The sequence below is a fragment of the Candidatus Babela massiliensis genome, from assembly GCF_000513475.1.
Taxonomy (GTDB): domain Bacteria; phylum Babelota; class Babeliae; order Babelales; family Babelaceae; genus Babela; species Babela massiliensis.
In genome coordinates this window covers 464,412-477,500 of the sequence record NC_023003.1, presented here as the reverse complement: position 1 = coordinate 477,500, position 13,089 = coordinate 464,412, and the positions used below count along the sequence as shown (strand labels likewise).

12 protein-coding genes and 1 tRNA gene are annotated in these 13,089 nt (G+C 28.8%); 11 read left to right on the top strand and 2 right to left on the bottom strand.

From position 1 onward, the window contains the following. The first annotated feature begins 47 nt into the window (after window positions 1-47). From BABL1_RS02175 to BABL1_RS02150, 6 genes are all read left to right on the top strand, one after another. Window positions 48-122: transfer RNA gene (locus BABL1_RS02175), tRNA-Val, on the top strand. A gap of 37 nt (window positions 123-159) precedes the next feature. Beyond that, window positions 160-423: a 30S ribosomal protein S15 gene (gene rpsO / locus BABL1_RS02170; protein WP_023791820.1), complete on the top strand. Its 264-nt coding sequence runs from the start codon at window positions 160-162 to the stop codon at window positions 421-423. A 35-nt stretch (window positions 424-458) separates the two neighbouring features. Continuing rightward, window positions 459-2,534, top strand: a complete 2,076-nt coding sequence (gene pnp / locus BABL1_RS02165; RefSeq protein WP_023791816.1) for a polyribonucleotide nucleotidyltransferase — start codon at window positions 459-461, stop codon at window positions 2,532-2,534. 83 nt (window positions 2,535-2,617) lie between these two features. Further along, window positions 2,618-3,574 carry a hypothetical protein gene (locus BABL1_RS02160; RefSeq protein WP_023791813.1) on the top strand — a complete coding sequence of 319 codons (957 nt, stop codon included), beginning with the start codon at window positions 2,618-2,620 and terminating at the stop codon, window positions 3,572-3,574. A gap of 127 nt (window positions 3,575-3,701) precedes the next feature. Next, window positions 3,702-4,706, top strand: a complete 1,005-nt coding sequence (gene trpS / locus BABL1_RS02155; RefSeq protein WP_023791810.1) for a tryptophan--tRNA ligase — start codon at window positions 3,702-3,704, stop codon at window positions 4,704-4,706. Between the two features lie 34 nt (window positions 4,707-4,740). After that, the gene (locus tag BABL1_RS02150; protein ID WP_023791808.1) at window positions 4,741-5,691 is read left to right on the top strand and encodes a hypothetical protein; all 951 of its coding nucleotides are present in this window, start codon (window positions 4,741-4,743) and stop codon (window positions 5,689-5,691) included. 4 nt (window positions 5,692-5,695) lie between these two features. Here the strand turns inward: BABL1_RS02150 and BABL1_RS02145 are convergent, their stop codons facing one another. Both BABL1_RS02145 and hflX read right to left on the bottom strand, forming a co-directional pair. Next, a complete protein-coding gene (locus tag BABL1_RS02145) occupies window positions 5,696-7,939 on the bottom strand; it encodes an ATP-dependent helicase (protein WP_023791806.1) in 2,244 nt (747 codons plus the stop codon). Between the two features lie 198 nt (window positions 7,940-8,137). Beyond that, on the bottom strand, window positions 8,138-9,247 hold the full coding sequence (gene hflX / locus BABL1_RS02140) for a GTPase HflX (protein WP_023791804.1): 1,110 nt from the start codon (window positions 9,245-9,247) through the stop codon (window positions 8,138-8,140). A 132-nt stretch (window positions 9,248-9,379) separates the two neighbouring features. On the opposite strand from hflX, the gene ffh reads away from it, so the two are divergent. The 5 genes from ffh (at window position 9,380) to rplS (ending at window position 13,059) form a co-directional block, all read left to right on the top strand. Further along, the gene (gene ffh / locus BABL1_RS02135; protein ID WP_023791802.1) at window positions 9,380-10,702 is read left to right on the top strand and encodes a signal recognition particle protein; all 1,323 of its coding nucleotides are present in this window, start codon (window positions 9,380-9,382) and stop codon (window positions 10,700-10,702) included. Between the two features lie 43 nt (window positions 10,703-10,745). Beyond that, window positions 10,746-10,991, top strand: coding sequence for a 30S ribosomal protein S16 (gene rpsP, locus BABL1_RS02130; protein WP_023791799.1), 246 nt, complete (start codon window positions 10,746-10,748; stop codon window positions 10,989-10,991). Window positions 10,992-11,009: 18 nt separating this feature from the next. After that, window positions 11,010-11,246 (top strand): KH domain-containing protein, encoded by a 237-nt coding sequence (locus tag BABL1_RS02125; RefSeq protein WP_023791797.1) that lies wholly within the window; start codon window positions 11,010-11,012, stop codon window positions 11,244-11,246. A 29-nt stretch (window positions 11,247-11,275) separates the two neighbouring features. Beyond that, complete coding sequence (gene trmD / locus BABL1_RS02120; RefSeq protein ID WP_023791795.1) at window positions 11,276-12,592, top strand: tRNA (guanosine(37)-N1)-methyltransferase TrmD; 1,317 nt, start codon at window positions 11,276-11,278, stop codon at window positions 12,590-12,592. Window positions 12,593-12,687: 95 nt separating this feature from the next. Continuing rightward, window positions 12,688-13,059, top strand: a complete 372-nt coding sequence (gene rplS / locus BABL1_RS02115; RefSeq protein ID WP_044601264.1) for a 50S ribosomal protein L19 — start codon at window positions 12,688-12,690, stop codon at window positions 13,057-13,059. Window positions 13,060-13,089 lie beyond the last annotated feature (30 nt).

Below are 13,089 nucleotides of genomic sequence, written 5' to 3'. Positions count from 1 at the left end.
TAAAGTATTAATAAAATAATAATTAAAGATATTTAAAACTTTAATTAAGGCGTATAGCTCAGCGGTAGAGCACTGCTTTGACGTAGCAGGGGTCAGCGGTTCAAATCCGCTTACGCCTACCAATTTATAAAAGTGTAAAAATTTTTAGGAGTTTTTTAAATGCAAGAAAACACAAAAAGTCAAATAATTGCTAATTTTAAGAAGCATGAAGGTGATACAGGATCTATCGAAGTACAAATTGCTTTACTTACTGATAGAATTAATAAATTAAATAGTCATTTTAAATCTAATTCTAAAGATTACTCTTCAAAGAGAGGTCTTATGTTACTTGTTGGCAGAAGACGCCGATTTTTAAGTTATATAGCACGTCATAATCCGCTTAAATATAAAGAAATTTTAGGCCGTTTAGGACTACGTAAGTAATATTTTTAGATTTTGTTAAGTTTAGGTTTTAACTAATGGAAAAAAAATTTAGGCTTCCAGAGTTTGGTTACGAAGTTACAATAGGTAAATTTGCTAATCAAGCAGATGGAGCGGCATGGTTTGAGCAAGGTGGTACAGTTGTGCTGTCTACGGTTGTATCTGCTGCCTCATCCGAATTTCCTGGATTTTTGCCTTTAACTACAGATTACAAAGAACATTGGGCTGCCGCTGGCAAGATTCCAGGCGGCTACTTTAAAAGAGAAAGTAAGCCTACTGATAAAGAAGTTTTGGTAAGCCGATTAATTGATCGTGCAATAAGACCATTATTTCCAGAAAATTATTTTAATCAAATACAATCTTTATCTACTGTTTATTCGGTTGATAAAAAGCATTTACCATATACTTTATCGTTAATAGCTACATCTATTGCGTTAGTTACATCTAAAATTCCTTTTCTAGGTCCTATTGGTGCTGTAGAGATGCATAGAATTGATGGTAAATGGGTTATCGATCCTTCTTATCAGGATACCCTTAGATCAGATGCTAAAATTACTGTAGCTGGAACTGATGAAGGTATTAACATGGTTGAAGGTCGTATGGATCATGTAGTAGAATCGGAATTTATAGATGTACTTTTTATTGCTCATGAAGTTATAAAGAAACAAGTTGCCTGGCAAAGAGAAATTGCTAAAGAAGTTGCTAGAGAAAAAGAAGAAATTGTTGATGCATTTGATTGGTCTTTATGGAAAAATCATGTAGATAAATTTTTAACTCAAGACAAACTTGATCTTTTATTTATTGCAGATAAAGCAACTAGGTCAAAAGCATTTAAATCGCTTAAAAACCAATTCTTAGAATCGTTAAAAAGCGAAATTGAGCAACTTGATATATCCTTAACATTTGTAGAATATATTTTTGATGATGTCTTGAAAAATAAGCTTACTAATCAAATGTTTGTAAAAAATCATAGATTAGATAATAGGTCCTTTGATAGAGTTAGAGATATAAGCATTGAAGTAGGATTATTACCGTTTAATCATGGGTCTGCTGTATTTAAAAGAGGCAATACACAAGCTTTAGTAAGTGTTACTTTAGGTGGTGGTCAAGATGAGCAGAAAGTGGAAGATGTAGTTCAAGATACATTGGAAAAAACATTCATGTTACATTATAACTTTCTACCTTATTCAGTTGGTGAAGTTAAGCCTTTGCGAGGACCTGGTAGACGTGAGATTGGTCATGGACATTTAGCAGCTTCATCGTTTAAGTATATATTACCAAATGCTGAAAAGTTTCCTTATACTATAAGAATTGTTACAGATATTTTATCTTCTGATGGTTCTACATCTATGGCTACAGTTTGTGGTTCTACTATGGCTTTAATGAATGCTGGAGTTCCTATATCTTCTATGGTTAGTGGAATTGCTATGGGTCTTATTTCTAATGATAATGGTGAATTTAAGGTCTTAAGTGATATAGCTGGAATAGAAGATGCTTTTGGACTTATGGATTTTAAAGTTGCCGGTACTGATCAAGGTATCACTGCGGTACAGATGGATATTAAGTATAAGGGCGGTTTATCAAGAGATGTATTTGAGCAGGCACTTCAACAAGCTAGAACTGGACGTCTTCATATATTAGGTGAAATGCAAAAAGTTATGACATCTCCTAATGCTAATCTTTCTCATCTAGTTCCTCATATTGTTAGTTTTAAAATTCCTAAAGAAAGAATAGGTTCAGTGATAGGACCTTCTGGTAAATTTATCAAAGAGGTCATAGAAAAAACTGATACTACTATTGATATAGAAGAAGATGGATTAGTTAAGATCTTTGGCCATCCTGGAGAAAAGTTAGATCAAGCTATAATGTGGATAAAAACTTTAGCTGGTCTTATTGAGCCAGGCATGAAATACGAAGGTAAAGTAAAAAAGATAACTGATTTTGGCGCCTTTATTGAAATAGTGCCGGGTCAGGATGGTTTATTACATATCTCTAATATGCCAAAAGATTTAAAAGTTGATTATAAAGATAAGCTAAAAGTAGATGATATTTTAAAAGTAGAAGTTGTAGATTATGATAATGTAACTGGACGTATACGTTTAAAATTATCTTAAGTTTATTATAATTAGTTTTATGTTGAGGAAATACCGATAAAAATAATTGGTACTTCCTCTTTGTTTCTTAGAGCATTATATCTATGTCATCAAAATTTTTATCACAATTTACCAAAGCGTTTAATGATTTACCAAATTTAAGTAAAAATATTATCTTACTTAAATTTGAAAGTTATTCTTCTATTTTTGTGTCAAAATTATTTAGTAAATTAAAATTTCATTTGCCCAATCAAGTTATATTATTAAGTTTAGCAAATTTAGATCTCTCTCAATTGAGCTTAAAGCTACAGACAAGTTTTTTAGGTCAAGAATTTATTTATTTTATTAAAGATTTTTATGATCTAGAGGTAAATTTAAAAAATGAATTATATAACTATTTTTTGAATTATGATGGACCTAATAAAATTTTTATTTTTGATACAATAGAATCTAATATTGTTAGTGATAAATTTTTAATTTTTGAAGTTCCTTCGTCTATTGATGTGGAAGTTTATAGTGAATTTTATGATTTTTTTTATTCTAATTACTCTAGAAATAAATTAGCAGTTAAAAGATTATTTGATAGTTCTAAAACTTTGTCATTGGATTTATCTTTGACTATTATGAATTATCAAGTTATTTTACCAAATAAAAGCGAGATATTTTTTGATAATTGGCTTACAAAGTTAAGGCCTACTGAAAAATCTCTTTTTATGTTTAGTCAGTATTTTTTTGATAAGCAGAATAAGAATTTTTTTGAACTATGGTTAAAATATAAACTTGAATATCCTTATGAATTTTGGATTGCTTTTTGGTCTGATCAAATTTGGCAAGCGGCTCTTTTTGTTCTTAGGGCTAATAAATTAGGTATATTTAACGCTAAAAAATATGCTTCTAAGCTGCCATTTAGTTTTATGAATAAAAGTTGGTCTGCTTATGATTATGAATTTTTATGTAAAGCATATCAAAATTTATATAAAATAGATTTTGATATTAAAAATGGCCTTGGTCATAATGCTTTAGAACTTTGGTTTTATAAATTTCTTTTCAATAAATTTTAATTATATATAATTTTCAATTATTTCTCAATTTTTATACTATAGGGTAAGTAAATAGATAAAAATTATCATTCTTATTATAATTATTCTTATAAAAATAATTTGGTAAGTTTTTAATTTAAGGGATAAAATGAATAAAGGAAAAATTGTATTAACTGGCGATAGACCTACCGGCCCTTTACATTTAGGGCATTATGTTGGGTCGCTTGAAAATCGTTTGCTTTTACAAGAAAATAATCAGCAATATGTAATGATTGCTGATGTTCAAGCGCTGACTGATAATTTTAATAACCCTACCAAGGTAAGAGATAGTGTTTTTGAAGTTGCGTGTGATTATTTAGCGGTTGGTATAGATCCTAATAAGACAACTATTTTTATACAATCAGCTATACCATCTATTGCGGAGCTAACTATTTTTTATTTAAATTTAGTCACAGTTAATAGATTAAAGAGAAACCCTACTTTAAAGTCAGAAATTCAGCAAAAGGGTTTTAATGATAATTTACCCGCAGGATTTTTTGTATATCCTGTTAGCCAAGCGGCTGATATTACATTTGTTAAAGCTGAACTTGTTCCTGTAGGCCAAGATCAATTGCCTATGATTGAGCAAACTAATGAAATAGTAAGAAGTTTTAACAGAATTTATAATACTCAAGTTTTGGTTGAAGTTAAGGCTTTAGTGCCTAAATTTGCTAGATTACCTGGTATTGATGGTAAAGCAAAGATGAGTAAATCTCTTGGTAATGCTATATTTTTAAGTGATAGTGCTGATATAGTTGCTAAAAAAGTAAAAAGCATGTATACCGATCCAGAACATATTCATGTTAGTGACCCTGGAAAGGTTGAAGGTAATACTGTATTTGCTTATTTGGATGTTTTTGATAAAAATTCTGAAGAAGTTGAGATGTTAAAAGAGCATTACAAAAAGGGTGGTCTTGGAGATATGGTTCTTAAAAAGCGGTTAACCGACATTTTAAATAATTTTTTGGAGCCTATTAGAATCAGACGTAAGGAATTTGAGCAAAATCCTGACTATGTATTAAGTATACTTAAAGAGGGTAGCGAAAAAGCACAAAGCATAGGCGAAAAAACTTTAAAAGAAGTAAAAACTGCAATGAAGATCGATTATTATTAATTTTATAAATTTCTAATTTTATTTGGAGAGTAGTATGTTAGCAAAAGAAAGCTCTAATAAATGGTGGATTCAATTATTATTAGCTATCATATCTTTAGTAGTAATAGTAGCAGTAACACGTTATTTTGTTTTTCAAGCTAAAAGAATAGGAGATAGACAGATTGCTCAAGATATTAGCCAGTTAAGTGATATTTTCAATCAAATTAATCAGACTTGTAAAATTCTAGAGTTTAAAAACAAAAAAGAAAGTATAAATTTTTTAACGGTTAAGGAGTTTTCTGGTTCATTACTGGGTTCCATGTTATTGAGAGAGCCGAATAATTGGCAAGGTCCTTATTTAGATGAGAATTTAACTATAGAAGGCAGAGAGTATCAAATCATAAGGGCAAAGGATGGTTATTATATTCTTCCAGGTGATGGAGTTTCTCTTTCCAATGAACAGATCATTAATAAAACTTTAAATATTAATAAATATACTGATATTGAAAATTTAATGAAAGATCCTAAGTATTTATTGAGCGAAGGTAAGCCATTAGCAGCGTATGTTAATATGTCTCAAAATCCTGAATTAATAAAGAATGACGAGCTTATAGCTCAACATATTCAAACTTTAAAAGATATTTTTTATACAATAAATAAAGAGTGTAAAATAATAGCATTTAGATATAAGAAAAATATTATTGATTTTTTAAATGTTAAAAGTTTTATGAGTAATATTGTAGGACCTATGAGTATTAAATATAGAGATAAATGGCAAGGGCCTTATCTTGATAATAACTTAAGCATTAGAAATATATTTTATCAGATTATAAAAACTAAAAAAGGTTATTACATATTACCAGGTGACGGAGTACAGCTTTCTAATGGTAAAATTATTGGTAAGACTTTAGTTATTAATAAATGTACTGATATAGATTTATTGCTATCTGATTCTAATGATTTGAATATTAATAAAAAACCTATGGCAGCTAAATTGGATTTCTAAATAATTAAATAGATTTTAAGAATTTAGCGTCTATTTTTTTTATTGCATTATTAAATTTTATTGTTAAATATGTGTTAAGAGCATTATTTTCTATTTTTTCAATAGTGCCTATACCAAATACTTTATGTTCTACTTTTTGTTTTATCATCCAACTACTTGTGCTAGGCTTATTTACAACAGAATCTATAGTATAAGATTGGTCAAAATTATAATTATATTTTTTATTATTGATCCAATTTTGGAAATAGTACTTAAAATTATCGTAAGGCCATTTAGAGCAATCGTCTTTCTTGATATATATATCAGGTAATTCATTTATAAATCTAGATGGCTTTTGATTTGATATTTGACCATATATAGTTCGGTGCATAGTATATGATATTAATAATCGTTCTCTTGCTCTTGTAATGCCTACATACATAAGTCTTCTCTCTTCTTCTAATGATTCATGTATATAAGTTGAATGACTACTTGGTAGGATTCCCTCTTCTACCCCAGAAATCATTACATTATCAAATTCAAGACCTTTTGCTGCATGAAAGGTCATCAAGTATACTTGTGTATTATTTGAGTTATTAGAGTTTATAAGCTCTTGTAATAAAGATATTTCTTCCAAAAATTCTTTAACAGAAAAACTACTATTATTTTTTTCAAAGAATATAGCACTATTAATTAACTCTTTAATATTATCTTTCTTGCTTTGAGAATCTTCTTTTTCAAAATTTTGATCTAGATAGCTAAAGTAATTAGTTCGGCTTATGATTTGTGTTATTATATTACTAGCTTTATCTTGATCTGATAAATCATTAAATATTTCTAGAAATGATTTTAACTGATCTAGTTTATTTTTAGTCAATTGATTATTTTCAATAAAGTTTTGAGCTATTTCTTTAAAATTTAAAAAGGGTTGCTCGTCCCATTGATTTAAATAATCCTCTTCAAATTTTGGTCCTAAACCTCTAGTTGGGGTATTAATTATTCTTAAAAATGCTAATCTATCAAATGGATTTAATATTAATCTTAAATATGCTATTATGTCTTTAATTTCTTGGCGATCATAAAACTGTATTCCTCCTATTATTTTATAAGGAATAGAAAATCTTATAAGTGCTTCTTCTATTGCTCTTGATTGAAAATGAGAGCGATATAATATTGCATTGGAAGTATTAAAATCATTCGTTATGCTAGTTAATTCTTTTAAAAATAGTGAAATTGCTTGTCCTTCTTGATATCCAGAGGCACATTGAATAACTCTTATTCTATCATTTGCTTGTTTATCAGACCATAGATTTTTTATATTTCTATATTTATTATTTTGAATAACACTGTTTGCTGTATCTAAAATAGGTTGAACTGAACGATAGTTTTGTTCTAAAGTTATAGAAACTGTATTCTTGAAATCTTTTTTGAAGTTAAGCATATTACTTACAGTTGCTCCACGCCAGGAGTAAATCGATTGATCTTCATCACCTACTGCGCAAAGAGAATCAATTGCAAAATCGCCATTTTCAGATGCTTTATTTAGACACATTGTTTTTAATATTAAATGTTGAATTTGATTTGTATCTTGATATTCATCAACTAAAATATGTCTTATTTTTTGCTGAAATTCTGCTTTAAATTCAGGATTTTCTTCAAATAAACGGTAACTTTTAATAAGTAAATCATCAAAATCTAAGCAATTAGATATGCTTTTCTCTTTTTCATACATATGATAAAGTTCTTGAAAAATGTTGTTTGCCAATAAAAATGCTGATGATGTCTCTGGATTATGAGTTTCGTTTTTTATTTTTGAAATAAAAGATAAAACTTGTTTTGCGGTTATTTTTTTATCAAGATTATGTTTTTGTATTAATCCCTTGATAATTTTATTTTGATCATCTTCATCTATTAAAGAGAAAGAAAAATTTGATTTACTGAAATATTTGCTGCTTTTAAGTAATCTCAGACAGTATGAATGGAAAGTGCCTACATAAGGCAGTTTAGTATTTTCTTGTAAAAAGTTTTTTACTCTTTCCTTCATTTCTTTAGCTGCTTTATTAGTAAATGTTAATGCTAATATGCTTTCAGGATCAACGCTATGATTAATGATTAAGGAGGCTATCCTACTTGTTATTACTCTAGTTTTGCCAGAGCCAGCCCCTGCATGAACTAATAGTACTCCGTTTTTAGGTGAAATAGCTTTTTGTTGCTCTTGATTTAAAAAGTCTTTAAAGAAATTATTAAATGAATTTTTTTGATTTTCCATAATCCTGTTAGATTTTAGATACAATTAAGTTATTTACTAAATTAAATTTATCGATTATTAAAAATATTAGCAGTTTCTTAATTGTTATTAAATTTGTTCCACACGAATTTTCTCGTGTGGATTTTTTGCTTAATTAGTAGATAATTTTAATAATATATTATTTAATTGATTTTGGCAAAAAGTATATTGGGCTGAACATTAATAATTTGCAGGATACCAATTTCTTAAGAAGTCTATTAAAGGTTGTATGCCTTCTTTAGATGTGGCGGATATTAGTATATGAGGTTGATAGTTTCTTACAGAAAATTGAAATATTTCTTTATTTTCTATTTTATCTATTTTATTAAATACATATAATATAGGTTTTTCAATTTCTATTTCTTTTAAGACTTCTAACACTACTGCTATTTCGGATTCCCAATTTAAATCTGAGACATCTACTACTAATAGTAACAAATGAGCATATTGTAATTCTGTTAATGTAGATTTAAAAGCTTCGATTAATTTATGAGGTATTTGCTGTATGAATCCTACCGTATCAGATATTAAACCTTTTTTTTCATGGTCTATATAAAGTTCTCGTGTAGTCGTATCAAGGGTGGCAAACAATTTATTTTCAGCAAGTACATTACTTTTGGTTAAAGTATTTAATATAGTTGATTTGCCAGCATTAGTATATCCTACTAAGCAGATTAATGGTATTTTAGATTCCAGTCTACTTTGTCTTTGAGTTTGTCTATGCTTTTCTAAATCTGATAATTCTGATCTTAATTTAGATATTCTACGATCTATATGTTGTAATTCTTTTTCTTTAGCCGTTTCACCAGGTCCTCGAACTCCTATTCTTCCTGATTGTTGAGACATATGAATGCCGCGGCCAGCAACTCTAGTTTTTTTATGTTGTAGCATGGCAAGTTCAACTTGTAATTTACCTTCAGCTGAATGAGCTCCTTTTTCAAATATTTCTAAAATTAATTGTGTTCTATCAAAGACTTTGCAGTTTAAAGCTTTGCTTAAATTTCGTTCTTGTTGTCCATTTAAACTTTCGGAAAATATTACTTCTTCTATGTCTTCTTCTTGACATATTTTAATTAACTCTTCCAGTTTGCCTTTTGTAACAAAATAGGCAGAATCTATTTCTCTTAAGCGTGTGAAGTAAGTATTGTCGTATTCTATACCGTTTGATTCAACTAGACTTATAAACTCTTCATAATAAGATTCTATATTTTTAGTGGTATTGTAGGGTGCTATAATACCTATTAAAAGTGTTTTTGGATGAATGATAGTAGGTTTTTGTATATTTTTCATAAATAGCCTTATATTGTTTAATAATTATTTTAAATAAAATATAACAAATTTTTTCCTATTTTTTAAATTTATGGTATATTAGTAGTAAGTGTTTAATATTAATCTAAAATAATTTAGCTAAATTAAGTAATTATGTTTGATTTTTTATCAAAAAAGTTTTCTTCAATATTTTCTAAGCTTACAGGACAAGATAAGTTAACCGAAAAAAATATCGATGATATTTTGTTAAAAGTTAATGAGGCTTTACTTGAAGCTGATGTTCCTTATGATGTAGTTCAAGATTTTATTCAAAAAATTAAAAAAGAGGCTATAGGTCAAAGAATTTTTGCATCGTTAAAGCCTTCTGAGCAATTTGTAAAAATCGTTCATGACAAAATTTTAGAATTTCTTGGTGGATCTGCTAGTCAGGTTAACTTTGTCTTTGATATACCATCTACCGTAATGGTCATGGGTCTTCAGGGAGCAGGTAAAACTACAACTATTGCAAAACTTGCAACTTATGTAAATAATTTGGCTGAGAAAAAGGGTAAAAAACGTAAAATTTTATTAGCTTCAGTTGATTTTTATAGACCTGCCGCTGTAGATCAATTAGAAATACTATCTAAACAAGCAGGAGTTCTTTTTTATAGATCTTCTGAAACAAATCCAGTTCTAGCTGCCATAGATATTCATAAGTATGCGCAAAATCAACAATGTGATATTTTGTTTTTAGATACAGCAGGTCGCTTGCATGTTGATAATGATATGCTTAATGAACTAAAGAAAATAGATTCAAGTATTAAGCCTAAGTATAAATTCTTAGTTATAGATGCAATGACTGGTCAAGAGTCTTTAAAAGTAGCTCAATCTTTTGAAGGTAATGTAGGATTTAATGGCGTTATTCTGACTAAGATGGATAGTGATACAAGAGCAGGATTAGCTTTTGCTTTTAAATATGTTTTGAAAAAACCTATTTTATTTGTTGCCACTGGAGAGAAATTAGATGATCTTGAAAGCTTTAGAGCTGATAGGGTAGCAAGTAGAATTATAGGTATGGGCGATATATCGGGATTAATCGAAAAAGCTCAAGAAAAGATAAAAGCATCAGACCAAGAGGCTATGTATAGGTCTATATCAAAGGGTAATTTGACTTTAGAGGATTTTGCTCAACAAATCGATATGGTAAATAAATTAGGTTCTATTTCTAAGTTAATTAAATATTTACCAGGGATGGGATCTCTTAACGTATCTCAAGAACAATTAGAACGTGGTGAAAGAGAAATTAGAAAGTTTAAGGCTATTATAAGTTCTATGACTCCAAAAGAGAGAGAACTACCTAAAATTTTGGATAACTCAAGAAAAAATCGTATAGCAAAAGGTGCAGGTGTTACGGTTAATGAAATAAATCTATTGCTTGATAGATTTGAGCAAAGCAAGCAATTTATTAAAACTTTAAAAAAATTCAGTAGAAATTAATAATTATTTATAAAAATATTAAATAGTTTTATGAAAGGACTATATGGCAGTTAAGATAAGACTTACTCGTGTGGGCAAGACAAATACACCTTTTTATCGTATTATTGCGATAGATTCAAGGAAAAAGAGAGATGGTGCTGCTTTGGATATCTTAGGAACTTATGATCCAGTAGAAGGTAAATTGATACAGTTTAATCCAGATCGTGTTCAAGAATGGGTATCTAAGGGTGCTATAGTTAGTGATGCAGTAAAAAGATTAGAAAAGCTTTATAAGAAAACTGCTGCTTAAATTTAAAGTGAGTTTAATATGCTCGAAAAGCTTATAAAATTTTTTGTTCTTAACTTGGTTGATAAACCCGAGGTTGTTACCATAACTGAAGTTGAAACCAAAGGTAAAAGTATTATAGAAGTTCGTGTTGCCCCTCAAGATCTTGCAAAAGTTATAGGCAAGGAAGGAAGAACCTTCAGAGCATTAAGAACTATTATTAATGTTGTAGATCAAGAATCAAAAAGAGATTTAGTTGTAGATACTATAGCTCAATAAAACAGTAATTAGCAAATATTTAATATATAATGATCATATCTATTTTAACTCTGTTTCCTGAGCTTTATAAAGAATTTTCTAAAACTAGTTTAATCGGACGTGCTACTCAAAAAGGAGTTATGAAACTCAATGTAAAAAATTTATTTGAGTATGCTTTGCCAAAAACTAGAATAGATAGTCCTGTTTTTGGGCATAATTCAGGTATGTTATTAAGACCTGAGATTATAGAAAAGGCTATAGAAGAACAAGAAAAAATTTATAAAAGTTCTTACAAAATATTTTTTTCTCCTCAAGGTAAAAAATTGGATCAAAATCTTTTAAAAGATCTTGCATCTAAAATACATCAAAAACAACATTTAATGTTATTACCCGCCAGATATGAAGGTATGGATTCAAGAGTAGAAGAATATTATGCTGATTTGATTATATCTATAGGAGATTATGTCCTAATGGGAGGAGATTTACCTGCTATGGTTCTCATTGAAGGGTTAACAAGACTTTTACCAGAGGTTGTTTCAAATCAAGAATCTATAGCAAATGAATCATTCTCGGGACCTTTTTTTGATCATCCTTCTTATACTTTGCCTGTAATATGGAAAGGCTTTAAAGTGCCGGATATAGTTAGATCCGGTAATCATAAAGAGATATTTAATTGGCAGAGATCAAAAGCAATTGAAAAAACAATATATAATAATTTTAATTGGCTTAGAAGCCATATTTTAAATTATGAAGATATTCAAGAAGTTAAGAATAAACTTCCTTCTCATTATATAGTGTTAATGCATGATCATGTTTTAGTAGAATCTGATAGAGTAGGGACTAGTTCTGTTACTTCTTTAGATGTTCATGATATAGCTAGGTCTGCTTGTACTTTTGGATTAAAAAAATATTTTATTGTTACACCATTATTGGATCAACAAAAGATAATTAGAAAACTACTTAACTTTTGGTTAGAAGAATCAGGAATTAGCTATAATATTACTAGGCATGAGGCTATTAAAAACGTTATTTTAATCTCGAGTCTTGAAGAAGTAATAACTAAAATAATTGAAATAGAAGGCAAAGAACCTGTATTAATTGCTACTACTGCAAAATCCAAGGAAGTCGAAAATAAAGCAAAAGCAATAACTTACTATGATCAAGATGAGGTATGGTCTCAACATAAACCAGTATTATTTGTCTTAGGTACTGCTAGAGGGTTGAGTTCTTATATTATTAATTCATGTGATTACTTGCTTGAACCTATAAAAGGATTTTCTTCTTATAATCATTTATCAGTAAGATCAGCAGCTGCTATAATTTTTGATCGTTGGTTTGGTATTAATCCAAAAAATATACAAAAATAAATTTAAATTAATAAATTGAGTTAATTGACTTAAGTAACTTAAGGAATAAAATGAAGGCAAAAAAATACACAAAAGAAACTATTTTGCAAATTGGTATGCAAGACCGCAATTTTGATAAGTTTAATATAGGTGATGCGATTAAAGTTGCTCAACGTATCAAAGAAGGCGATAAAGAAAGAATACAGATATTTGAAGGCGATGTTATTGCAAAACATGAAAAAGGTATTGCTAGTACTTTTACAATAAGAAAAATAGGAGCTAATTCGGTAGCTGTTGAACGTATTTTCCCTTTTTATTCACCTATTATCGAATCTATTTCATTCGTTCGTAGAGGTAAAGTTCGCAGAGCTAAGCTTTACTATATGAGAGATCGTATTGGCAAAGCTGCAAGAGTTCAAGAAAAAGTTCTAACCAAAGAACAAAAAGAACAACGCGAACAGCAAAAAAAGAATCAAGCAAACGTATAAGAATTCGTAATAAAAAATTAGGAGATTAAA